Here is a 24199-nt window from a genome sequence, read left to right as displayed (position 1 = left end):
TACGCATTCGTCATCCCTGCGCAGGCAGGGGACCGGTGTCTTGCCCGGTGCCGCGCTGGAGCGACCCGTCGCTTGAGTTTGGTGCTGAACTGAACGGCATCAGATCCGGCGCAGGGATTTTTTCTATCACGATGAGATGCGTATTCACCGGTGCAGGCGCTTGTGACTTGACGGTTTGCTCGGCGACTGCCTTACGCGGACGCACGGGTTGTGGATGATGCAGCCAGAACATGGAATCTCCTTTGTCTCATGAGCGTCTGAGATGGGGCGTTCATGCTGGAATGCAAGTCAGCCGGGAGATCAACAGCCTGCGGCTATTCAATGATCAGGTCTGGTCCGCTCGATGAAATCGGCGTGCGGGTAATCCTCAGGCGTGAAAGGGAAGCCCTTGGCGGTTAACCATGCACAAGCCTCTGCCATATCGGAAAAATAGCGCACCAGGTTGTCCGGCAAATTGCCGGTCTGGCGCTGGTGGATGGTCATGCGCATCTGGTCCGGCACCACGACTGCCAGGCAGACGCAACCATGCTGGAAGGCCCATTCGCGCATTTGCGGAAAGGCTTGCAGGGAGCGGGCGCTGGACATTTCCCAATGGGCCGCGTTGGTTAAGCCCGCCCAGGGAGTGCCGACCGGCGCCTTCTTTTGCGTATCGCGAAAGCAGGCCAGAGTGCCTTGCTCATTGAAGCTGCCAGCGGTGGTGCGAACCAACACGTTACCAACGAGGGAGATCTCCCATTCACCATGTATTTTCATTGGTTTAAAAGTAGCTAGTACAGAATTTGATTGGTGCGGCGCAAGTCACCATTGTACTCAGTTTGCGCTCCGGGTTGTCGTTGATGACCGCAGTTCAGATGGCCGAGGTCATGGTGTGGCAAACAGAATCTTATTGCGTGATTGTCTTAGGAAATAAGCGCAAAGAAATCGGAGCGCTGCGTTTTTTCAGGTCGCGCCTGGCGGCTTTGAATTTGCAGGTTTTGACCAGCGCCACACTGGCTCTGTCCAACTCTATTTGGCCGCTGCCCCATTCCAGCGAAAAGCGTCCCGGCATGCCCAGGTCGGAGATGTAGGCACCGACCACGATACCGCGGCCCTGTTCCTTGTCATCGGCAAAGCGCACCAGCTCGGATTCTGCACAGCTTGCGGGGATGAGTTCCGGCTGATATTCAATCGCGCCGCTGGTTCTCCATTTGTAGACCGCGCTCCTCGTCAGTTTTTTAAGCGGTGCCTCGGTCATCAACTGGCAACCGATGATCGTTTTACTGACGGCATCGTCGAGAATACGCCAGCCACTGCTTCTCAACACACTTGTTCTTTCGATTTTGCCGTTCTCATCGATACCGAGACTGATAACAGAATCACCTTGAAACTCATTTTGCAGCGCGACCTTGGGATAGTCCGGCTTGGGGCAGCGCTCGGCAATATTATTATCAAAGTGTGCAGGCGGCAGTTCCGCCGTCGCTGCGGGTGATGGTGCGGTGATGGACAGCTCTTGCGCATATGCCAGCGTTGCGACGCAGGCCAGAGCTATACCCAGCAGTTTTTTTAAAGGACCCGTCATTCAGTGCTTTCCAATTTCCGTAGGGGGGATTATTTAGCGGACTCTTCGTTATGTACTAACAATGCAAAGAGCGAGAGTGTGATTGATTAAAAACTAACATCAACCATATTCTACAGAAATAGTGCAATTAAGGCATGCATCTAACGCATGTCCTTAAATAAGCAGGGCTGACGCAAAGCGACAAGCTGCTGACCGCACTGCAGATTGCAACCGCAGGCTGGATGCGGCTTGCAGAGACATTTCGTGCCAGCAGGCGCACCCGGCTTGCGGATTCATTTGAATATCAAATGTCATGGAGCCTTTCCTCCCTTGCCTTTTTCCTGCGTCTCTGCGGTGAGAGGTTTTGCTTTTTGGATGTGATTGGCCGGCGAAGCGCTGGCTATCGCAGGTCAGCTGCCCGGATGTAATCAGGTCGCAGCGGTGCTCTTTGGAGCTTTGGGTTTTTTGATCTTTTTCACCGGGACGGGCAGGGCTGCCGCGGTGCAGAGCGCGAGCTGGCAAAGGCGCTCGCGGTCCTCCCACATCTCGGTATCAAGCAAGAACCAGGGTTTGGCAGAGGGATAGGGCGGCGCTTCCGTTACCTCGCCGAGCAAGGCGCGTCCGGCATCGGTAGGCTTGATGAATAACTGATCGTCGCACATCACGGCGAACATTTTTTCCGACAGATACAGGCCGTATTCGCCAAACATGCGTTTCGCGGTAACCTTACCGCAGCTACTCAGTTGATCGACAATAAATTCAACGCTGCTTGCCTGGCTTGCCATGATTTCCCTCCCGGTCTTGGTTGGATGTCGGCCTGATGCCGCAAGTTATTTTGCCGCAGAAAAGCGCTGATCTAAATACGCCATGATGTCGCGTGACTCATAAAGCCATTGCACGCTGCCATCTTCCCTGGTGATTCTCAAACAGGGGACTTTAGGGCTGCCACCCTGTGCCAGCAAGGTATCGCGATGCTCTTTTGATCCTTGCGCATCGAGTAGTTCTATGTTCAGCGAGAGACGGCGCATTGCCTGACGCACTTTGATGCAGAACGGGCAGGTGTTGAACTGATACAGCGCCAGCTTGGCGCAAGCCGCATCGACATCTCGCTGTGCGGCCGGATTGCGTTCCACCCCTTTGGGACGCATCAGATATTCTTCAAGCAGCAAGAATGGGCCCAGGATGGTGCGGATAAATCTGAAAAAATATTTCATCAATTCTTTCGGTAACGAGTGGAATCTGGAACGAGTAAGCCGGCATTGTAGCCGAGATCGCGTGGCGTTTAGATGCGGTTTACAGTTTTGCCAGGGACAGGCGCAAGCCCTATGTTCTCAAGCGCGGTTTCGCCAGCATCGGCATCTTGCTTGCGTCGTTAAGTTTCACTTGTGATAAGCCTTACCTTGAGTAATACTTTATGCCATGTGCAACGGTAAAGCATCGACCCGCTCAGTCACGCTGTTCGAGCATTCACCCGCAAACTTGTCATCCTTCTGATCACGTTCTATCAACTAACGACATAATGAGTTCGGATACCCAACCAGACGCCAGCGAGCATGAACTTAAATTCACCTTTCCCGACATGCGCTTGCGTGTCGGGGATAGGGTCCAGTTGCAATTGCCGTCCTCATTGGGCGACGAGCGGGTTTTTTCTAAAGTGGTGGGCTATCTCGATAACGTCAGCCTGTTGGTGAGCACGCCGCTGACTAACGGTTACCGTGCACTCTTGCGTGAGAACGATAAGATCGTGGTGCGGGTTTTTTCCAGCCAAAAGGCGTTTGCTTTTGACTGCTATGTTATCAAGGTCAACAGCGTTCCGTTCTCGTATCTGCACCTGTCTTATCCCGAAAAAATTCAAGGGTCGGTAGTGCGCAAAGACCCGCGCATCAAGGTGCGCATCATCGCTTCAGTCAAGAAAGCCGGGAGCACTGATCCCGATGAAAAGTTCAGCGTCGTCGTCACCAACCTGAGCGCCGCAGGCGCCCTGATCACCACGCCTCGCCCTTTGTTTGAAAAAAACCAGCAACTGTTATTGTCGTTCCAAATCAAGCTACATCATGTGGATATGCTGATGACGATCAACTGTATCGTGCGCAATATCAGTGAAGACGAGCACAAAAATCCGAACGACCCGCACGGCGCTCCGACGATCAACCACGGCTTGCAGTTCATTGATGTCGAACCGAATAGCACCATCTTGTTGCAAAGCCTGATCTACCAGCAAATGATTGAACAACCGCAGACCGTGATTTAGGCGGCAGCCTGGTTTCGCAAAAACTCAAAACCGATACCGCAATCCCCATGCGCCTCGTGGCACGAAAGTGCCCGGAAAGGCGCATGGGGATTGCGGTATCGGTTTTCGATCGCAGTTTGCAGCATACCCACCATCTGCATTAGCTACGACTATTAATGGCAATACGTCTTCACGTCACGCTCGGCGATCATGCGGTCGTTGGCATCGGTCTTGGCGCCATTCGTATGCACTACAGTGCCGTTGTTGATGCTGCGGGCGAGATCGCAGCGCGAGGCGTCGGTTTCTGGCTGGTTGCTATCGTAGGTCGATTTATTGCGTGCGGGTGCTGATGGCCGGCTTGCCTGCTCGCTTTGTTGTTGCGCCTGGCGTTGCTTGTATTGTTCTTCTTGTTCGCGCCAGCTCGATGTAGACGAGATCGGTGCCGGTCTGGACGTGATTTTTACCTGTTCCGCCTTGCCCTTGGCATCTTCTTTATTTTCTGAGTAATGCGTTTTGCCATTGGCATCGACCCACTTATAAACCTCTGCCCGGGCCACCGCACTGAGGCCCAGGACCAGGCCGGCGCTCAGTGTGCATTGTAAAAGGAGGGAATATTTTTTATTCATATCAATGGTAGCTATGGGTTGCTCAAAGCAGTGCGATGGGACTACATTGACTTCGCCGGAATCCGCTCCAACACCGCCAGCAGCAGCGTCCAGTATTGGCCGACCGTCGCGATGTTCACCATCTCATCGGGGCCATGCGGGAAGCGGATCGTCGGGCCGATCGAGACCATGTCCAGATCGGGATAATGCTTTTTAAACAGGCCGCATTCCAGACCCGCATGGATCACCATGATCGTCGGTTCTTTGTGATAAATGCTTTCGTAGGTATCCTTGACGATCGCCATCACCGGCGAGCCGGTGTCGGGCTTCCAGCCCGGGTAGCAGCCGCTGAAGGCAATATGTGCGCCCGCCAGATCGCTCAAGGAGCGTAAAGTGCTTTCGATATTTTCACGACCGCTATCGATCAGTGAGCGCAGCATGCAGACGATGTTGACGCTGTCCTCGTGGGTGCTGATCACACCGACGTTGAGCGAACTTTCGGTCACGCCGATGATTTCATCGCTCATGCGGATCACGCCGTTCGGGCAGCTATTGATCAGGTTGATCAGCATTTTTTGCGCGGCTGCCTGCATGGTGCGCAGCGGCGTTGCTGGTGCCGCCGATGCGGCGACGGTGAGTTTGAGGTCAGGCTCTACCTTGGCTAGTTCGGCTTGCAAGATGTCCAGGTATTGCGCGACGCGCTGTTGCAGCAGGTCGGCCTTCTCCGTCGGTATCGTAAAACTGCATTGCGCTTCACGCGGGATCGCATTGCGCAACGAGCCGCCTTTGAACTCACTCAGCGCCATCCCCAGTTCCGCCGCATGACCTGCTAAAAAGCGCACCAGCAGTTTATTCGCATTGCCGCGACCGAGATGGATGTTCACACCGGAATGCCCGCCCTTCAGGCCAGAGATGCTCAGCGTGAAAGCGAGGTGATCGGCCTGCGCCGCCTGCCATTGCAGCGGCAAGCTGATCTCGGCATCGACGCCCCCTGCGCAGCCCATGTAGATTTCGCCTTCCTGTTCAGAGTCGGTGTTGATCAGAATCTCGGCATCCAGCATGCCCGCCTGTAAGCCAAACGCACCGGTCATGCCGGCTTCTTCATCGACCGTCAACAAGACCTCCAGCGGGCCGTGTTTGATATCGCCAGAGCCCAGGATCGCCAGCGCCGACGACATACCGATGCCATTGTCCGAACCCAGCGTGGTGCCGGTTGCCTTGACCCACTCGCCATCGATCCACGGCTGAATCGGATCGGTCACAAAGTCATGTACCTTATCGGCGTTCTTCTGCGGCACCATATCCAGATGCGCCTGAATCACTACAGTCTTGCGATCTTCCATGCCCGCGGTGGCCGGTTTACGGATGATCAGATTGCCGACATGATCGACCACCACCGGCAAGCCGCGCTGCTTCGCCCACTGCTGAATATGTTCGCTCAATGCGGCTTCATGTTTAGAAGGATGCGGGATAGCGCAGATTTGTTCAAACCATTGCCACAGTGGGCGAGGAAATAACTGATTGATCTCAGATGCAGTAGTCACGATAAGTATCCTGTAAGACCCGTATTGCATGGATAACGCGGTGCGGGCAGAGGGCGGCAAGTTTATCATACCGTTATCCGGGAATCGTTCCCTGCATTTCTCAGATGTTGAGTCGTTGACAGAATCAGGCGACGTATCCGCTATGCCGAATGCGCTCAGCGTGACGAAGCGGGCGAGTGGATTTGTGCTGCCGCCTATCCTGTACGACTAAAAGAACGGATAATGGCGGCTAATTTACTTTCAACGCGCTTTTGGCCGTTTTTTTGGAACACTCTCATGGAAATTAAGGTCAATTTTCTCGATAAGCTTCGTCTGGAAGCCAAGTTCGATGATTTCACGGTGATCGCTGATCAGCCTATCCGCTATAAGGGAGATGGCTCAGCACCCGGACCTTTCGATTATTTTCTGGCATCGTCCGCCTTGTGCGCAGCGTATTTTGTGAAGTTGTACTGCAATACACGCAATATTCCAACCGAGAATATCCGCCTTTCGCAAAACAATATCGTCGATCCGGAAAACCGCTACGCGCAAATCTTTAAGATTCAGGTGGAATTGCCCGCCGATATTTCTGATAAAGATCGCCAAGGCATTTTGCGTTCGATTGAGCGCTGCACGGTAAAGAAAGTCGTGCAGGAGGGGCCTGAGTTTGTGATCGAAGAAGTCGAGAGCCTCGATGCCGATGCGCAGGCTTTGCTGACACTAAATCCAGATGCGGATGCTGCCACCTACATCCTCGGTAAAGACTTACCGTTGGAAAAAACCATCGCGAATATGTCCGGCTTGCTAGCGGGCCTCGGCATCAAAATTGAAATTGCGTCGTGGCGCAATATCATTCCGAATGTGTGGTCATTGCATATCCGCGATGCGCATTCACCGATGTGCTTTACCAACGGCAAAGGTGCGACCAAAGAAAGCGCTTTGGCGTCAGCCTTGGGCGAGTACATTGAGCGCCTGAGTAACAACCATTTTTACGCCGGTTCGTTCTGGGGCGAAGACATCGCCAATGCTGATTTTGTGCATTATCCGAATGAAAAGTGGTTTAAACCGGGTAAGAAAGATGCGCTGCCAAAAGAGATTCTGGATGCATACAGCCTGGCAATTTACAACCCCGATAAAGAACTGCGTGGTTCGCATCTGATCGACACCAATTCTGGCAACGCAGAGCGCGGCATCTGCTCGCTGCCGTATGTGCGCCAATCGGATGGCGAGACCGTCTATTTCCCATCGAACCTGATCGAAAACCTGTTTGCCAGCAATGGCATGAGCGCCGGTAATACGCTGGTCGAAGCGCAGGTGCAATGTCTGTCTGAGATTTTTGAACGCGCGGTGAAGCGCGAAATCCTCGAAGGCGAAATCGCCTTGCCCGATGTGCCGCAAGACGTGCTGGCGAAATATCCCGGCATCTTGGCCGGCATTCAGGGCCTGGAAGAACAAGGCTTTCCGGTGCTGGTAAAAGACGCCTCGCTAGGCGGGCAATATCCGGTCATGTGCGTGACCCTGATGAACCCGCGCACCGGCGGCGTGTTCGCTTCGTTCGGCGCGCATCCGAGTTTTGAAGTCGCGTTGGAACGCAGCCTGACAGAATTGCTGCAAGGCCGCAGTTTTGAAGGCCTGAATGATTTACCGCAACCGACGTTCGTCAGCCAGGCAGTGACTGAGCCGAATAACTTTGTCGAACACTTCATCGATTCCAGCGGCGTCGTATCATGGCGCTTTTTCAGCGCCAAATCCGACTATGAATTTGTGGAATGGGATTTTTCCGGTCAGGGTGAAAACTCGAATGCCGACGAAGCCGCGACCTTGTTCGGCATCCTCGCCGAGATGGGCAAAGAAGTCTACATGGCGGTATACGACCAGTTAGGCGCCACCGCTTGCCGCATCCTGGTGCCGGGTTATTCAGAAGTCTACCCGGTCGAAGATCTGATCTGGGATAACACCAACAAAGCCTTATTGTTCCGCAACGATATTCTGAATCTGCATCAGCTCGATGATGACGCGCTGGAAGCGCTGCTCGATCGTTTAGAAAATAACGAACTCGACGATTACAGCGACATCGCGACATTAATCGGTATCGAGTTTGACGAGAACACGGTCTGGGGACAACTCACCGTGCTGGAATTAAAACTGCTGATCCATCTCGCCTTAGAACAACTCGACGATGCGCAGGATTTGACGCAAGCCTTCCTGCAATACAACGACAACAGCGTCGAACGCGGCTTGTTTTATCAGGCACTGAATGTGGTGCTCGAAGTGACGCTGGACGATGAACTGGAACTGGACGATTACGAAACCAATTTCCGCCGCATGTTTGGCAACGAGCGTATGGATGCAGCGATCGGATCAGTCAACGGCAGCGTACGCTTCTACGGCTTAACGCCGACGAGCATGAAACTGGAAGGACTGGATCGCCATCAGCGTCTGATTGATAGCTACAAGAAATTGCACGCCGCGCGGGCTAAGGGAAGAGATCAATAAATTATCATTAGAGGTAGGGTGCGCCATGCGCACCAATCTATCCTCAGCAAATAGTTACTCTCCAAAGTCTCCGGCAACATCGGCATCAATCCCCCAATCCTGCGGCAACATCTGTTGCGCCACATATCGATGAAATGTCGAATGTGGCCAATCACCCGCACGCGCAACCAGACCATGTTTTACCGGGTTCCAATGAATATAATCGACATGCCGTGCAAAGTCCTTGTCGTCACGGATTTGATGTTCCCAGAAACGTCGTTGCCAGATGCCCGATTCATTTCTTTGCGTTCGTGAAGCGGACAAATCGCCCACGCCAAATTCCGCCGCGCAAGCTTGCGAGACCATGCGTTTGATCATAGACCAGCGCACAGAAAAATTCGCATCATCCTGCGGCAGCGTCCAGATGCAATGCAAATGATCCGGCAACAACACCCATGCATCAATTTCAAACGGATGTGTCAGGCGCGTTTTTTGTATCGCCAAACGCAAAGCATGACGCAGCGATTCGGCAGTCAAAATCGGTCGCCGCCGAAAACTATTCACGGTAAAGAAATACGTGCCGCCAGCGATATTCGAACGTCGATAATTTGGCATGAGAAAGGCGCGAGAAATAAAATCACAGCCTGCCTTGAACACGATGATCCGTCAATATCCATAAAAACCATACCGCAACAAAGACGCGCCTCGTGGCACCAAAACACGCCACAAGCCGCACAGACATTGCGTAGGGTGCGCCATGCGCACCAATGATGGAAAAACGAACAGCGTAAAAAATGAGGATATCCGGTGAAACGGTGCGCATGGCGCACCCTACCGAGGTAAGCACGCTACGCTTGCTTGCCGCCTTGAACACGATGATCTGTCAATATCCATAAAAACCATGCCGCAACAAAGACGCGCCTCGCGGCACCAAAACACGCCACAAGCCACACAGATATGACGTAGGGTGCGCCATGCGCACCAATGATGGGAAAACGAACAGATTAAAAAGTGAAGATATCCGGTGAAATGGTGCGCATGGCACACCCTACGGAGGCACGCACGCTACGCTTGCTACAGACGTACGCACGCTACGTATGATTTTTATTTGGGCAAATTATGGTGCTCAATTGCCATTGTGATTCGATCGAGTATCGGTTTTAAACCATCAAAATTAATTGTAGTTTTTTGTGCAGAAATAATGTGATTTGCAAATGAATCTTTGCTCAAATTTATTTCGTCTTTTCGGTTTTTTTTGGTGTTGAAACATTTGCCGTTATGTTGTTTTAATCTATCGGCATCAGTAAAAAATGCTTCGATATCGCTTTTGGTTTCTCCAGCTAACAGTGGCGTCATTACCAGGTATAAGTTGTGAGTAACGTGAATAAAATCTGATTTTCTAATATCGCTTTTTATAGTCAACGACGTTGGGAAAATTTTTGCCGATCCCATTTTCGAAACTGCATTGATAAGTTCTTTTGGCCCATCATCATTATCAACAACGATAATCACAGGGTGTTGATTAGTCAGAGCTTTATACCGATCAAAATTATGTGAATAATTTTTTATAAAATCCTTTAGATAGTCAGCCCCACCATGTAACTCCAAAAGAAATTTGGTTCGTGCTGAATAGTTGAGAAACTGCACAGATAATTCATATGGAGTCTTTGCCGTTTTGGTTTTTGCTAGTTTTGGATAGTACCCAGAAAGTATGTTAATTGCTGATTTTAAATAAAGGTTATCGGTTTTACCTTCAGTTAGAATTGTCGGCTTGTCTGCAGAATAAAAAAGGCGATAAAAAATAAATTCACTATAGGTTTTTTCGCGCCCACTAAATAAATGTTTTTTCTGTTTATTTTTATTTTGGTGAGCAAGTGCATCTCGTTTCCATTGGTAGTTTGGGTCTAAGGGTGGTTTTTGACGTAATCTATTGTAATGATCTAGCTGATCGATAAAATTTAATTGTCCTGCAAGCCGATTAACATTGCCTATACTCACTTTACCGTTAGAATTTACTGTAAATGAGCCGTTCTTGAATAAGCTGTTGCATTGAGCTCTTACAGTGCGCCAATATTCTCTTTTAGTATTTGGTTTATTATTTACGATTAATCCGGTAACGTCTTGTCTGGAATCTTTAAATTGAATTCTGGTTTTTTTGTGATTAATAGAAAAGCCTGATCTTGAAATTTCGGAGCGTAATTTTTTCCCGACGACATAATTTCCACTATCTTCACGCATGATTTTTGTTGGGAATATTTTTTCACGTGATGAAAATGTAATATCGTCAGCATACCGACTATATGTGCAGGAATGAATTTCTGCCAAAGATGCAAGTCGAATGTCCAATGTATGAGTTATCAAATTCGTGATAACCGGTGAACAAGGGCTACCTTGTGGAAGTTCGTTGTTGTAGCAAGCAATCTGGGCAATAACAGTTGAGATTTTTGGGTCTAATTTGAAATTTTCATTTTTAATAAAAAACCCTCGAACTCTACCAAAATTGAAGCTACCGAAAAAATTTTCTAAATCGATGTTTAAGACGTTTTTTTTCCCCAAATGCATCAACGCATTGGTGATAATTGACCTACGTCTCTCAAAGCCATGCGATAGGCTAGGCTGCTTACTCCGAGCGCCGCCACACCTTACTTTGAGTATTTTTGAGTATTTGACAGATTGTTTAGAAAATTCCGATTTTGGATATTTTTCTTGATTAATCTCATCTAGGCAATCGAGCAATAAATTTGAAAGCGCAGATTGGATTGTTTTTAACTTCCCAGTAGGCGCATTTATTATTCTTTCACCGCCGCTTTTCTTTGGGATCTTGAATTGAATATATTGCTTTTCTGGCTTAGTTACATATAGGGCATATGTAAGAATCGAAGGTTTAACTCCAAGCAAATTCGCAAGTTCAGGTTTGGTAGAAATTTGTCTCAAGGTCTGCAGTTTTCTCATCAAACCTCACTTATTTTGGTGGTGGTTTATGGGCACTCTTACGCATTGTCAAGAGAATATAGAGACATGTTTCCATGTTCTATAAAGGGCAATCCTTGCGGACATTTTTTTCACAGATTGCGAAGCGCAATCAAAAATCTGCCCATAAACCAATAAGAATAATAGCATATAGGCCGCTAGGTAAATGCAAGTGCATAGGGTGGACGTAACCGCCCAATAATACTAGGCTTAATTAAAAACTACTCCCCCAACTATCCTTCAAAGTAGTAACCCGATTAAACACCGGTTTACCCTTCACAGAATCCACGCGATCTGCCACAAAATACCCATGACGTTCAAACTGCAAACGCGTGTCTGGCGCAACGTCTTTCATACCCGGTTCTACATAAGCTTTGACGATTTCTAATGCGTTTGGATTCAGCAGAGCCATGAAGTCTTTGCCACCGGCGTCTGGGTTCGCGTCGGTGAATAAGCGGTCGTACAGGCGCACTTCGGCTTCCAGGGCATCGGCGGCGTTGACCCAGTGGATGTTGCCTTTTACCTTGTAATTGGCGCTGCCTTCGGTGCCGGATTTGCTGTCGGCGAAGTAGTTGCAGTGGACGGCAATCACGTTACCATTTTCATCTTTATCGCAGCCTGTGCATTCAACGACGTAGCCGTAGCGCAGGCGTACCTTGTTGCCAGGGAACAGGCGGAAGTAGCCTTTGACGGGTTCTTCCATGAAGTCTTCCTGTTCTATCCACAGTTCTTTGCCGATGGTGAATTCGCGGTTGCCGCGTTCCGGCTGGTGCGGGTGCACTGGTGCGCTGCAGGTGATCATCTGACTCATGCCATCGAGCGTCGGGAAATTGTCGATGATGAGTTTCAGCGGGCGCAGCACCGCGGTGGCGCGTGCTGCTTTCGGGTCGAGGTCTTCGCGCAGGCAACCTTCTAGCGTGCTGTAGTCGATCCAGCCGTCAGAGCGCGTGACGCCTATGCGTTCGCAGAAAAGCTGGATGGATTCCGGCGTGTAGCCACGACGACGGATGCCGACGATGGTGGGCATGCGCGGGTCGTCCCAACCGCTGACGATGTTTTGTTCTACCAGTTGGCGCAGTTTGCGTTTGCTGGTGACGACATAGGTCAGATTGAGACGCGCGAATTCGTATTGGCGCGGTACTGGTTGTTTGAAGAAACCACCTTCGGTGGCGCGGGCGATGATCCAGTCGTAGAACGGACGGTGATCCTGAAACTCTAAGGTGCAGATCGAGTGCGTGATGTTTTCTATCGCGTCTTCCAGTGGATGTGCGTAGTCGTACATCGGGTAGATGCACCATTTGTCGCCGGTACGGTGATGATGTGCGTGACGGATGCGGTAGATCGCCGGGTCGCGCATATTCATGTTCGGCGATGCCATGTCGATCTTGGCGCGCAGGATGTGCTCGCCGCCCTGGAATTCGCCGGCTTTCATGCGGCGGAATAAATCCAGCGATTCGGCTGCTGTGCGGTCGCGGAAAGGCGAATTCACGCCGGGTTTGGAGAAGTCGCCGCGATTGGCGGCCATGTCGTCGGCCGACTGGCTGTCCACGTAGGCGTGGCCGGCGTTGATCAGGTATTCGGCAATCGCGTAGAAAGTGTCGAAATAATCACTGGCGTAGTAGAGATGGCTACGGGGTTGGCTACCATCACCTTGTTCAGGGCTATCGTTCCAATCGAAGCCCAGCCATTTGACGCTGTCGATGATGGTGTCGACATATTCCTGATCTTCCTTTTCCGGATTGGTGTCGTCAAAGCGCAGATGGCAACGACCGGCGTAATCGCGTGCCAGACCGAAGTTCAGGCAGATCGATTTGGCGTGGCCGATGTGCAGGTAGCCGTTAGGCTCGGGCGGGAAGCGGGTGATGACATTGGGCATGCCGTCGCGGGTGTAGATGCCGGCGGCGAGGTCGTGATCGATGATGCCGCGCAGGAAATTCGATACTGGGGCAGGGGTGTTGGCAGTTGCTTCAGATTTGGTATCGGTTTTTTTAGTATTTGCGTCGTTGCTCATGGTGCCAATCATTTCAATAAATAATGTGATGACAAGCATTTTACCGCAGCGCACCTCGATACCGCAGTGCTGACCAGCATAAATCTCGCATTGCTGGACGCGGGTGACTGCTGCCGGGTTGGCGCAAAAGATGTCGCGCAGAAACAGGTGCACAGAGTTTTCTTATTTTTAGATCAATATTCTCGACCTGAAGTATCGGCTCGCGATACTTCTTTAGTACTTTCCATCTCGCGTCCAAAAAAGATTTTAATAAGCTCTGCAGTAAAAAAAATGACGAGACTGGAGGGGCAAACAAATGGGTAAATTATGTAAGCGTGAAGCCTTGATGGAGGCGGCGGACTTGGGCTTGTTGCACTATGGGCAGGTGGATCCATTGCTGCAATTTTTGGAAGCGCGGGCGCGCAAAGCTGGTTACCGAAGCGGACACGGCGGCATGACGGGGCGCAACGCGCCGACGCGATTTAGCGGCACGACGGTCTTGTATTACCTGGGCGGCATGCTGGCGATTGCGGCGTGTTCCTTATTCAGTACCCTGGCGGTCGAGAAGTGGGGCATGCCTGTGCTGCTGGATCTGAGCCTGGTGTACCTGTTGTTTGCGGTGGCGCTGGCGAGCTGGCTGGATAAGCGCGGCTTGGGCGCGCCGGCGGGGATCTTTGCGACGCTGGCGATTGCGCTGGTGCCGCTGGCGATATTCGCGCTCCAGCATGTGCTGGGCTGGTGGGCCGATAGCGCGACGACCGGGCATTATCGCGATTTCCATCGCTGGATAGACTGGCATTGGTTGACGATGGAACTGGCGACTTTGCTGGCCGGTGCGCTGATGCTGTGGCGTTTTCAATATAGCTTTCTGGTGATGCCGATCTCGGTGACCTTGTTTTACATGGGCATGGACGTGGTGCCTGCGATCCTAATGCAAGGCGATGCGGGCCTGATCAGCGGCAACTGGCATCTGCGCCAGCAGATTTCCCTGGTGTTTGGTCTGGGCATGCTGGTGCTGGCGCTGATTGTGGATTTGCGCTCGCGTCGCGGTATCGATTACGCATTCTGGCTGTATCTGTTTGGCTTGCTGACCTTCTGGGGCGCCTTGTCGTCGATGGGCGATGGCGCCTTGTCCGGCAAGTTGATGTATCTGGCGATCAATACGGGCTTGATCTTCATCGGTGCGATCCTGGCGCGCAGAGTGTTTGCAGTGTTTGGTGGGATCGGTCTGGCAATGGTGCTGGGCGATTTGTCCTGGCATTTGTTCAAAGACAGTTTTGTCTTCGTGGCCTTGCTGACGGTGCTGGGTTTCGCGCTGATCGCGGCGGGATTGTGGTGGAGCAAGCATGAGGCGCATATCACGGCGAAGCTGTCGGCGATATTGCCGGAATCCTTACAATCAAGATTGATGCTGCGCGGTATCGCATAAGATTTTGTAAGGAAATCGACCTGTTCTGCGACTATGATGAATTAGCGTAGAGGAGGTCGTATGCATCGCATCGTTTCCGCGTTGGCGGTTTATCTGGGGGCAAGCATGGCCGTAGGTGCCAGCTTGCCAGCGACAGCGCAGACGTGCAGCAAGAGCAGTCCCATGCACACAGTCGCTCTGCTGGAGCTGTACACCTCAGAAGGCTGCGATAGCTGTCCGGCTGCCGACAAGTTCGTCAGCAATATCTATAAATCCACTGGCCTGAGCGCCGATCAATTATTGCCTCTTTCGCTGCATGTCGATTATTGGGATTACATCGGCTGGAAAGATATATTCGCCAAACCTTTATTCACGCAGCGCCAGCGCTGGCTGGCGGAGCTGGCCTCATCGCGCAGTGTGTATACGCCGGAGATGTTCGTCGCCGGGCAGGAATTGCGCAACTGGCGTGGCGGTGTGACCGAGGCGGTGAAGCGTATCAATCAGGTTCCGGCACGCGCCGATATCCGTCTCAGTCTCGATGGCTTGAACGAGCGGCAATTGACCGTGCATCTCGATAGCAAGACCGCGCATGCCGGGAAATTGTATTTTGCACTGGTCGAAAATAATCTGGTGTCGCAGGTGCAGGCAGGCGAAAACCGTGGCGTCACCTTGCAGCATGATTATGTGGTGCGTGAGTGGGGGGAGCCGGTTCGCATGAGTAGCGGCGGCATCAGTGTGACGCGACAGCTCAACATTCCGCCGCATGCGGTGCGCAAGAATCTGGCGGTTGCCGCGTTTGTGCAATCCGATAAAGGCGAGGTCTTGCAGGCTTTGTCGCTGCCGTTTTGCGCCAGTCTGTAATGTACTTGCCGCCATGCTGAAAACAGCGATGACGGCAAGCAGATTGTCAGCGATTAATGAAAAGCACCGCGCGTTGCCAGCAATCGTTGATTGACGAAGACTTGCCAGTCGATACTACCGTAACTCGCCATCAAATCGTGACCAGCGGTTCGCCAGCGCGGCGTATCGATTTCTACCCCTATCGCTGACAGGTACGGCGGCTCGACCACCACAAACTGGGTGCCGTAAGGCAGCAAGAATCGGTCTGCACGCACCTGCACAAAGGCGCGCGCGACTTCGTATTCGACAAACCAGGCGTTCATAAACACACTGCATAATTTATCGTCATACCAGAACTGCCCCATGTCGTCGCCGCTCTTCGCTTCGCCTTGCAGAACGATGCGTGCATGCTCCCAGCTACGAAAACCCACTTCGATCGCAACCAGGTTCAGGCAGAGTTGCAGGCTGTATGAAGCGGGCACGGGACGGCGCGCACGCTTCGATAGTTGTTGCACTCTGAGCATGGCTGCGGGGGTTTGCTTTTCTAATGCATTCAGCAAAATGCGGGCGCGGGTTTTGAGTTCGTCGCTGGCTTGTTTCATGCTGGTTCTCCCGTAATGCCTGAGAACGGTACAAGAGATGGATTGCTCTGAAGAGCGCTTAATGAATTGCGGGGAAGATTTTGCATGTGCTTGTTCCTTTTCGTGTATCGGCTGCCCGCTGCGCCATACGAATTGGTCAATCACATCCAGAAACGGAAGGAGTAAATAAGGGTGAGAGCCTCTTGTGCGGGAGGGCGTCCCTTAACGCCCAGCTATGCTGTTTTTTAAATTTGCAGCACACCGGATTATACAAGCAAAAGACCTAGTATTCCAATTTGATTGAATTACATGGTGCTCGCAGGACGCAGCATTTCTACATGCGGGATATCGTCTTCGAGATACACATCCGATACGGTGACGAAGCCGAAGCTGCCATAAAATTTTTCCAGATAGGCTTGCGCACCGATCCTTACCGGCTGTTGCGGATAATATTTTTCGAGATGCGCCAATCCTTGTGTGATCAGCTCTTTGCCTGCGCCGCTACCGCGAAAATCCTTGCTTGTGATGACGCGACCCAAAGATACTTCCGGAAAAGTCACGCCCGGCGGAACGATCCGCAGATAGGCTGCGACGGCATTTTTTTCGTCGCGCTTACCCCAGCCAACCAGGTGCAGGGAAATTTTGTCGACACCATCCATATCCAGAAAAACACAGTTTTGTTCGACCACGAAGACCTCGCTGCGCGCCGCGAAAATATCGTAGAGCTGGATTGCGGTCAGTGACTCGAGCGCGGCGCATTGCCATTGCAGTTCGGTAGTTTGGATGCTCATAGAACGAAGTCTGATTTTTACATTTGCTTGAAAAGATGCGCATACACGCGGCTAACCTGCAGCTTATCATTATTGCCGCGCAGTTTGAGTGTCAGCTTGCCTGCGCCATCTCTGGTCGCAGTGTGGATGTACTGTGTATTGACGACGGTGCTGCGGTGGATTTGCCAAAATTGATTGCTGTCCAGTTGTGGCAACAATTCCCGCAGACTGACGCGGATCAAGGACGAGTGTTCGGCTGTCACGACATTGATGTATTTGTCGGTGGCTTCGAAATACAACACGTCGCCAATCGGTATCATGCGGATTTGATTGCCGACTGCCGCGCGTATCAGCGTGAGTTTTTCAGTGGCGTTATTGCTGGCGGTACTGAGGTTGCTGTTACCGGCACTGCCAGGATGTCCGAGGTTCCCAACGCTCCCAACGCCGGGTATCAGATTGCGTAATTGCGCGACTACACGCTCCAGCTCGCCTGAGCGTTCCTGTCCATTGTCGAGGCGGGCTTGCAGGCGGGTGACGGTCTTGCTGAGGCGTTCTTCGCTGACTGGCTTCAGCACATAATCGGACGCGGCATGTTCGAAGGCATCGACGGCAAATTCATCGTAGGCCGTGACATAGACAATCAGCGGAAACGGTTTGCTGTCGGGCCATTCTTCGGCCAATTCTTGTGCAGCTTCGAGCCCTGTTTTGCCCGGCATTTTAATATCGAGAAAGAGGATGTCCGGCAATTGAGCGAGCGCTTCCTGTACGGCGAATACGCCGTTATCCACGACGCTGCAAATTTGCAGGTCGGGCCATAATTTTTCCAGATGTCTGAGCAGGGTCAGCGACAGGATCGGTTCATCTTCTGCAACAAGGGCGCGGAGTTGTGTCATGGTCGTAGTGTCAGTTTGTCAGTTCAGTGGAATAGTGAGATGGGCGACCACGCCTTCTGGCTGGTTGGCGCTCAGGTTGAGTCTGGCAGCCGTGCCGTACAGGGCGCGCAAGCGCTCGCGTACATTGGCGTTGCCGACGTGGCTGGCGCTGTCACCGGCTGGCGGCATTTCCCGGTAATCAAACGGTAATCCCATGCCGGTATCGCTGACTTTGACATGCAATACCGTGTCTTCCAGCGAGGCGGTAACCTGGATGTGACCGCCGGCCATCTTTGGTTCTATGCCGTGCTTGATCGCATTTTCGACCAGCGGCTGCAATAGCATGGGAGCGATTTCTATGCCTTGTAATTCTGGCGGCAAGACGATGTCGTAGCTCAGACGCTTCCCCATGCGTATCGCCAGCAATTCAAGATAGGCATGCATCAATCTGAACTCTTGCTGCAGCGTTGTTTTGTCGTTGCGGGAAGAGTTGAGGCTGGCCCGCAAATACAGTATCAGTTGTTCCAGCATGTATTGCGCCCGGTGCGGATCGATGGCGATCAAGCCTTGTAAATTGGCCAGCGTATTGAATAGCATATGCGGCTCGATTTGCGCCTGCAGCAGTTGTAATTGCGCTTGCATTGCCTGCCGCTCTATGGCGGCGTTGCGGGCTTTTTCTCGCTCCGCCTCGGCCCTTAGTTCGGCGAGCTTGTTTTGATTCCAGAAAAAGAAACAAAAAGCCAGGCTGAGAAAAATACACATGACCACCATTGCGCGCTCGCCCCGATTCGATGCCGCCACCTGAACAGAGACTGCCTGAGGAAAAATAAGTGTGCCGACATAGTGGCCGAAGTAATAGCCGATCGGCGCTGCTGTGACGCAAATTAACGCGAAGCCGATCAGATTGGGTTTCTTGAAGCGCCAGATCAACCAGCGACTGCTATCCACCAATAGCGTGATGCTGGTGCCGATGAACATGGAAAATACCCAGTTGATCTGGAACGATCCGCCTGAGCCATCGATATAGGTTAAATACAAGGCGATGACAGTATTAAGGGCAGTCAGCACCAGTACAGTGCGTGCCAAAATAAGTTTTCGATTATCGCGCGGGAAAAACAATGGAAACATGGTGGACAGATAGTAGGTTATACACATGCCTGCTCAATTTTTCTTGAGCACGCGCATCATATTGCGCGTCTTGGCTGGATACGCATCATCCCTCAATACCCTGAGACCGGCTACGGTAAAGCGATGAATCCCCACATTTTTGCCGTAAATGGCCGTGGTTTTGTCGCGAAATTACGTAAATGGTATAAAAGCAACGCAGAGCAACAAGGTTAAATAGATTGCTGATATATTAGGCGGCCTTTGATTTCAAACTGATCAAACCGATATTTCACACTGATTTTCCTCCGTAAACTTACATTCCGGTTCAGCCATTATCCATGGTGAAGAACTCGATAAAGGACTTTATGCGTTATTTCAAACAGGTCGCACCCGCATTCATGATCATGTCGCTGGCGCTTGCTTATCCAGCGAGTGGCTTTGCACAAACGACGACAAGCGCCAAAAAAACCGCGACGGTGCCGACGGTGGCCGAAGCCGAACAATTTTTACGCGACGCTGAGCTGCGTTTGCAACAGCTCTCGGTGATTGCGCAGCGTGCCGCGTGGGTGTATGAAACGCATATCACGGAAGATACGGAGGCAATGTCTGCGCAAGCGAGTGAGCAGGCCCTGACCGTCGGCAGCGAGATTGCCATTCAGGCGCGCCGCTATAACGGCCTGGCCTTGTCGGCGGATAGCAAGCGCAAGCTGAAGTTATTGCAATTGAATTTAAGTTTTAAAGATGCGGCGGATCGCGAGGCTTATACCCGTTTGGGGACCTCCTTGGCCGGTGAATACGGCAAGGCGAAATATTGTAAAAAACCAGGTGACGCAAGCACTTGCCTCGACCTAGGGCAGATGGAAGAGATCATGGCGCAGAGCCATGATCCGGCGGTGCTGAAAGATGTCTGGATGGGCTGGCATCAGCAGGCAAGCAAGTATAAAGACAGTTATGTGAATTATGTCGCGGTGTCGAACAAGGGCGCGCGCGAAATGGGTTTTGCCGATACCGGCGCTTTGTGGCGCTCGCAGTACGATATGTCGGCAGATGCATTCGAGGCCGATACCGAGCGTCTGTGGCAGCAGGTAAAACCCCTGTACGACGCGCTGCATCTATATGTCCGGCTGAAATTACGTCAGACCTATGGGCCGGACGTGGTACCTTTGACCGGCCCTGTCCCTGCGCATCTGTTCGGTAATATGTGGAGCCAGTCCTGGGAAAATTTATATCCGCTGGTGAAGCCGCAAGGCCAGGCTTCGTCGCTGGATGTCGGTGCGGTATTGAAACAAAAAAATATCGATGCCAAGGGCATGACGCAATACGCAGAAGGCTTTTATACCTCGCTGGGTATGGAGAAGTTGCCGCCGTCTTTTTGGCAAAGATCGATGCTGACCAAGCCGCGTGATCGTGAAGTGGTTTGTCACGCGTCAGCCTGGGATCTGGATAATCTGACCGATGTACGTGTCAAGATGTGCATCAACCAGACCACCGAAGACTTCATCACGATTCATCATGAACTGGGGCATATTTACTATGACCTTGCTTATCGCAAGCAGCCGCATATTTTTAAAGCCGGCGCCAATGATGGCTTCCATGAGGCGATTGGCGATACCGTGGCTTTATCGGTGACGCCAGAGTATCTGAAAAAAATCGGTTTGCTCAGCGAAGTGCCTGATGCCTCGCAGGACATCGGCGTCCTGCTGAATCGCGCGCTTGAAAAAGTGGCTTTCTTGCCGTTTGGCTATCTGGTCGATCAGTGGCGCTGGAAAGTCTATTCCGGCAAAGTTGCGCCTGCGGATTACGACAAAGTCTGGTGGGAATTGCGTGAAAAATATCAGGGCATCAAACGTCCGGCGCCGATGGAAGCGAATGGTTTCGATGCCGGGGCTAAGTACCATGTGCCCGCCGATACGCCGTATGCCCGATATTTCATTGCGCACATTTTACAGTTCCAGTTGCATCGCGGCTTATGTAAGGAAGCGGGCTATGTCGGTCCCTTGAATCGCTGCTCGATTTTTGAAGATAAAAAAGCCGGTGCGAAATATCAGGCGATGCTGGCGATGGGTGCCAGCCGTCCTTGGAACGAGGCATTGAAGGCAGTATCCGGCGAAGACAAGATGGATGCCTCCGCGATCCTCGATTATTTCGCGCCGCTGAAAGTCTGGCTGGATGCGCAAAATAAGCAATTAGCGCAATGAGATAAACAGGACTTACGCAAAAGCCAAAATCTCTCACTACAGAGATATGGAGACATGGAGAAAAAGCAAGAGAGGAAGTGGTTCCATGGTGTTTTGATATTCAAATGAACCCGCAAGCTGGGTGCGCCTGTTGGCACGAAATGTCTCTGAAAGCCGCGTCCAGCCTGCGGTTTCAATCTGAATCGTGGTAAGCCGCTTGTCGTTTTGGGTAAGCCCTGATAAAGCAACGATTGTCAAAAGAAAAAAGCTGAATCGCGCATGCGGTTCAGCTTTTTTAATGGTAAGTGCAGATTTATTGGACGATATTTAACTGTCCGTTTTGATGTATCACTTTAATGCGGTCGCCGATGCGGTAGTACGAACCTGGTTCGATTAACAGCGCGCGTTGTTCGCCGTTCGGCATGCGTAAGGTGATTTCGGTTTTCACTCTTTGCGGCGCATTATTTCGTTCCACTTCATTACCTACAATGCCGCCGGCAATCGCACCGCCCAGAGTCGCCAGATCACGCCCGTCACCTTTGCCGACCTGGTGTCCGAGCACGCCGCCGAGTACCGCGCCGACCAGGGCGCCGGCACCAGCCTGGTTGTTATTCGCCTGTCCGACTTCGCGCATGGCGACGATGGTTGCGACCTCAACATAAGCGGGCGCCTGGTATCCTTGTGAATACTGCGGATAGGACGGCTGCGCATATTGATTGGGATAAGTCTGATTCTGCACCGGGTAAGGCGTCTGATAATTTGAAGGATAAGGTGAATTGGAAGAGCCTTGGTATCCTTGATAACCCTGCGTGGCGCAAGCCGTTAGCTGGCTTGCGATCAGGACAGACATCAGAATAGCTAATTTACGCATGACAAACTCCAGAACATTGATGATATGTCCTTAACGCGGGGCGCGGCCTTACTGTTGACCTTGGTTGGCACGACAAAGTAAATAATCGTTAATTCGTCACACTGGCTTCGCGCCGATGACGCCGCTTTGTCTTAGCTGCGCAATCTTGTCGTCGTCATAATGCAGCAGATCATGCAAGACCTGATCGGTATGCTGCCCCAATAAGGGCGGCGCAAGCGGGTAGACTGCCGGCGTCGCTGACATCTTCATCGGGCTGCCGACGAGCTTGACCTTGCCTGCGCTCGGATGTGGTAAATCCATTTGCATATGGCGGGCAATGACTTGCGGATTCTCGAATACTTCATCGAGGGAATTAATCGGGCCGCACGGTACGCCTGCTGTTTCTAAAGCGTCTATCCATTCTTGTTTGGTTTTTTGTTGCACCATTGCGGCCAGCAGCGGAACCAGCGCCTCACGATTCCGTACTCGTAAAGGATTGCTGATAAAGCGGCTGTCATCGGCCAGATCCTGGCGGTCGCCGGCCTGGACGAATTTGCGGTATTGCCCGTCGTTGCCCGCCGCGACGATGATGTGGCCGTCAGAGGTGGCAAAGGTCTGGTAAGGCACGATGTTCGGATGCGCATTGCCCCAGCGTTGCGGCGCATTGCCGCTGGCCAGATAATTCGTATTCATATTGGCGAGCATCGCCACTTGCACATCGAGCAGCGCCATGTCGATGTATTGACCTTCGCCGGTACGGTCGCGATGCGTCAAGGCAGCCATGACAGCGATGGTCGAATACATGCCTGTCATCAGGTCGGCAATCGCCACCCCGGCTTTTTGCGGGCCGCCGCCGGGCAGGTCGTCGCGCTCGCCGGTGAGCGACATAAAGCCGCCCATGCCTTGCACGATAAAGTCGTAACCGGCGCGATGGGAGTAGGGCCCGGTTTGACCAAAACCGGTGATCGAGCAATACACCAGATCGGGTTTGAGTAACTTCAGGTTGTCGTAATCAAGGCCATATTTTTTAAGCTGGCCGACTTTGTAATTTTCCAGCACGACATCCGATTGCAGAGCCAGCTCGCGAATGATCTGTTGTCCTTGCGCCGTCGCAATATCGACGGTGATGGCTTGCTTGCCGCGATTGGCGGCGAGATAGTAAGCGGCTTCTGTGGTGTTGTTGCCGTCTTCATCGCGCAGATAAGGCGGCCCCCAGGTGCGGGTGTCGTCGCCTGATCCGGGTTTCTCGACTTTGATCACTTCGGCACCAAGGTCTGCCAGATTCTGCGCGCACCAGGGGCCTGCCAGTACGCGTGTCAGATCGAGCACGCGGATGTGACCCAGTGCGGTCTTGTTTTTTTCTGTGGTCTGCATATATCCTTAGGTTTTCTACTTATGTGAATTGGAAGCTCAGCATGGATATCAATTATGTGGCCTTATCCTAAAGTAATCGCTCACCGGGGCGGCGGTACTTTGGCGCCGGAAAATACCATGGCTGCGCTGCAGTGCGGCCTCAGTCATGGCTTCCGCGCGGTTGAATTCGATGTCATGTTATCAAAGGATGGAATCCCTGTGCTGATGCATGATCCTTTATTTGGCAGAACCGTGGCTGGCGAAGGCAATGTTGCCGGCACGATGGCGCAGGACTTGATGCGGATGGACGCCGGTAGCTGGTTTTCCAAAGACTTTGCCGGAGAGCCGGTTCCCAGCTATCAGCAAGTGCTGGAGTTTTGTCTTAAGCATGGCATCTGGATGAATGTTGAAATCAAGCCGGTCCCGGGTTTTGAAGACGCGACAGGTCGGGCCGTTGCGCTGATGACCCGGCAAATCAACGCGGGCGAACAGGTTTTATTGTCGTCCTTTTCTTTCGATGCCTTGATGCGCGCTAAAGAATGCGCCCCCGAAATTGCCCGCGGATTTTTGACCGATCAGCTCGAGAGCGATTGGCTGCAGCGTTTGCAAGCCTTGTCGGCAATCGCTTTGCATACCAATCACCATTATTTAAATGCGGATCTGACCGGGCAAGTCAAGGACGCGGGCTATGGCGTGTTTTGCTATACCGTGAATACGCCTGCGCGTGCGCGTGAGATAGTTGAGTGGGGTGTGGATGCGTTTTGTACAGACAGGATAGATTTGATTACGCATGACTTTATTGCCTAGGGCCTGTTGCGGCTTCCAGCGCGGCTGACAGCGTTACTGTAAAGCCAGTGCAAGTGCGCCGCAGATTAAGCACAGCGTTTTACCGTAGCCATCCACTGCCGGGC

At 52.1% G+C, this 24199-nt stretch carries 22 protein-coding genes; 6 read left to right on the top strand and 16 right to left on the bottom strand.

Features of this window, described 5'->3' with window-relative positions; genetic code table 11:
• Positions 1 to 10 precede the first annotated feature (10 nt).
• The 5 genes from LPB67_RS17770 to LPB67_RS17750 all read right to left on the bottom strand — a co-directional run bounded on the left by LPB67_RS17770 (position 11) and on the right by LPB67_RS17750 (position 2751).
• Positions 11 to 232: a hypothetical protein gene (locus tag LPB67_RS17770; RefSeq protein WP_262838645.1), complete on the bottom strand. Its 222-nt coding sequence runs from the start codon at positions 230 to 232 to the stop codon at positions 11 to 13.
• Positions 233 to 318: 86 nt separating this feature from the next.
• On the bottom strand, positions 319 to 753 hold the full coding sequence (locus tag LPB67_RS17765; protein ID WP_262838644.1) for a hypothetical protein: 435 nt from the start codon (positions 751 to 753) through the stop codon (positions 319 to 321).
• Positions 754 to 883: 130 nt separating this feature from the next.
• Positions 884 to 1558, bottom strand: a complete 675-nt coding sequence (locus LPB67_RS17760) for a TonB family protein (RefSeq protein ID WP_262838643.1) — start codon at positions 1556 to 1558, stop codon at positions 884 to 886.
• Between the two features lie 407 nt (positions 1559 to 1965).
• Positions 1966 to 2322 carry a TfoX/Sxy family protein gene (locus tag LPB67_RS17755; protein WP_262838642.1) on the bottom strand — a complete coding sequence of 119 codons (357 nt, stop codon included), beginning with the start codon at positions 2320 to 2322 and terminating at the stop codon, positions 1966 to 1968.
• A gap of 45 nt (positions 2323 to 2367) precedes the next feature.
• Complete coding sequence (locus LPB67_RS17750; RefSeq protein WP_262838641.1) at positions 2368 to 2751, bottom strand: glutaredoxin family protein; 384 nt, start codon at positions 2749 to 2751, stop codon at positions 2368 to 2370.
• 305 nt (positions 2752 to 3056) lie between these two features.
• On the opposite strand from LPB67_RS17750, the gene LPB67_RS17745 reads away from it, so the two are divergent.
• Positions 3057 to 3788 (top strand): flagellar brake protein, encoded by a 732-nt coding sequence (locus LPB67_RS17745; protein ID WP_262838639.1) that lies wholly within the window; start codon positions 3057 to 3059, stop codon positions 3786 to 3788.
• 152 nt (positions 3789 to 3940) lie between these two features.
• Here LPB67_RS17745 and LPB67_RS17740 read toward each other — a convergent pair whose 3' ends face one another.
• Positions 3941 to 4393: a DUF4124 domain-containing protein gene (locus LPB67_RS17740; protein WP_262838638.1), complete on the bottom strand. Its 453-nt coding sequence runs from the start codon at positions 4391 to 4393 to the stop codon at positions 3941 to 3943.
• 41 nt (positions 4394 to 4434) lie between these two features.
• Positions 4435 to 5916: an aminoacyl-histidine dipeptidase gene (locus LPB67_RS17735; RefSeq protein WP_262838637.1), complete on the bottom strand. Its 1482-nt coding sequence runs from the start codon at positions 5914 to 5916 to the stop codon at positions 4435 to 4437.
• A gap of 276 nt (positions 5917 to 6192) precedes the next feature.
• On the opposite strand from LPB67_RS17735, the gene LPB67_RS17730 reads away from it, so the two are divergent.
• On the top strand, positions 6193 to 8391 hold the full coding sequence (locus LPB67_RS17730) for an OsmC domain/YcaO domain-containing protein (protein WP_262838636.1): 2199 nt from the start codon (positions 6193 to 6195) through the stop codon (positions 8389 to 8391).
• A gap of 54 nt (positions 8392 to 8445) precedes the next feature.
• Here LPB67_RS17730 and LPB67_RS17725 read toward each other — a convergent pair whose 3' ends face one another.
• The 3 genes from LPB67_RS17725 to LPB67_RS17715 form a co-directional block, all read right to left on the bottom strand.
• Complete coding sequence (locus LPB67_RS17725; RefSeq protein ID WP_262838635.1) at positions 8446 to 8985, bottom strand: REP-associated tyrosine transposase; 540 nt, start codon at positions 8983 to 8985, stop codon at positions 8446 to 8448.
• A 489-nt stretch (positions 8986 to 9474) separates the two neighbouring features.
• Entirely contained in the window at positions 9475 to 11322 is a 1848-nt protein-coding gene (locus LPB67_RS17720) for a retron Ec67 family RNA-directed DNA polymerase/endonuclease (RefSeq protein WP_262838634.1), read from the bottom strand.
• 232 nt (positions 11323 to 11554) lie between these two features.
• On the bottom strand, positions 11555 to 13351 hold the full coding sequence (locus LPB67_RS17715; RefSeq protein WP_262838686.1) for a glutamine--tRNA ligase/YqeY domain fusion protein: 1797 nt from the start codon (positions 13349 to 13351) through the stop codon (positions 11555 to 11557).
• Between the two features lie 295 nt (positions 13352 to 13646).
• On the opposite strand from LPB67_RS17715, the gene LPB67_RS17710 reads away from it, so the two are divergent.
• Positions 13647 to 14759, top strand: coding sequence for a DUF2157 domain-containing protein (locus LPB67_RS17710; RefSeq protein ID WP_262838633.1), 1113 nt, complete (start codon positions 13647 to 13649; stop codon positions 14757 to 14759).
• A gap of 60 nt (positions 14760 to 14819) precedes the next feature.
• On the top strand, positions 14820 to 15599 hold the full coding sequence (locus LPB67_RS17705; protein ID WP_262838632.1) for a DUF1223 domain-containing protein: 780 nt from the start codon (positions 14820 to 14822) through the stop codon (positions 15597 to 15599).
• Between the two features lie 53 nt (positions 15600 to 15652).
• On the opposite strand, the gene LPB67_RS17700 is transcribed toward LPB67_RS17705, so the two are convergent.
• The 4 genes from LPB67_RS17700 to LPB67_RS17685 all read right to left on the bottom strand — a co-directional run bounded on the left by LPB67_RS17700 (position 15653) and on the right by LPB67_RS17685 (position 18929).
• On the bottom strand, positions 15653 to 16180 hold the full coding sequence (locus LPB67_RS17700) for a hypothetical protein (protein ID WP_262838631.1): 528 nt from the start codon (positions 16178 to 16180) through the stop codon (positions 15653 to 15655).
• A gap of 284 nt (positions 16181 to 16464) precedes the next feature.
• Complete coding sequence (locus tag LPB67_RS17695) at positions 16465 to 16950, bottom strand: GNAT family N-acetyltransferase (RefSeq protein WP_262838630.1); 486 nt, start codon at positions 16948 to 16950, stop codon at positions 16465 to 16467.
• A 17-nt stretch (positions 16951 to 16967) separates the two neighbouring features.
• The gene (locus tag LPB67_RS17690; RefSeq protein ID WP_262838629.1) at positions 16968 to 17822 is read right to left on the bottom strand and encodes a LytR/AlgR family response regulator transcription factor; all 855 of its coding nucleotides are present in this window, start codon (positions 17820 to 17822) and stop codon (positions 16968 to 16970) included.
• Between the two features lie 18 nt (positions 17823 to 17840).
• Positions 17841 to 18929, bottom strand: coding sequence for a sensor histidine kinase (locus tag LPB67_RS17685; RefSeq protein ID WP_262838628.1), 1089 nt, complete (start codon positions 18927 to 18929; stop codon positions 17841 to 17843).
• 344 nt (positions 18930 to 19273) lie between these two features.
• On the opposite strand from LPB67_RS17685, the gene LPB67_RS17680 reads away from it, so the two are divergent.
• A complete protein-coding gene (locus tag LPB67_RS17680) occupies positions 19274 to 21106 on the top strand; it encodes a M2 family metallopeptidase (protein ID WP_262838626.1) in 1833 nt (610 codons plus the stop codon).
• A gap of 292 nt (positions 21107 to 21398) precedes the next feature.
• Here the strand turns inward: LPB67_RS17680 and LPB67_RS17675 are convergent, their stop codons facing one another.
• Both LPB67_RS17675 and LPB67_RS17670 read right to left on the bottom strand, forming a co-directional pair.
• A complete protein-coding gene (locus LPB67_RS17675) occupies positions 21399 to 21956 on the bottom strand; it encodes a glycine zipper 2TM domain-containing protein (protein ID WP_262838625.1) in 558 nt (185 codons plus the stop codon).
• A gap of 96 nt (positions 21957 to 22052) precedes the next feature.
• Positions 22053 to 23309 carry a CaiB/BaiF CoA transferase family protein gene (locus LPB67_RS17670; protein ID WP_262838624.1) on the bottom strand — a complete coding sequence of 419 codons (1257 nt, stop codon included), beginning with the start codon at positions 23307 to 23309 and terminating at the stop codon, positions 22053 to 22055.
• Positions 23310 to 23363: 54 nt separating this feature from the next.
• Between LPB67_RS17670 and ugpQ the strand changes: the two genes are divergently transcribed.
• Positions 23364 to 24095 carry a glycerophosphodiester phosphodiesterase gene (gene ugpQ, locus LPB67_RS17665; protein ID WP_262838623.1) on the top strand — a complete coding sequence of 244 codons (732 nt, stop codon included), beginning with the start codon at positions 23364 to 23366 and terminating at the stop codon, positions 24093 to 24095.
• Positions 24096 to 24199: the final 104 nt, after the last annotated feature.

Source organism: Undibacterium sp. Jales W-56, assembly GCF_025548535.1.
Lineage (GTDB): Bacteria > Pseudomonadota > Gammaproteobacteria > Burkholderiales > Burkholderiaceae_D > Undibacterium.
This window is presented reverse-complemented; position numbering and strand designations above follow the sequence as displayed.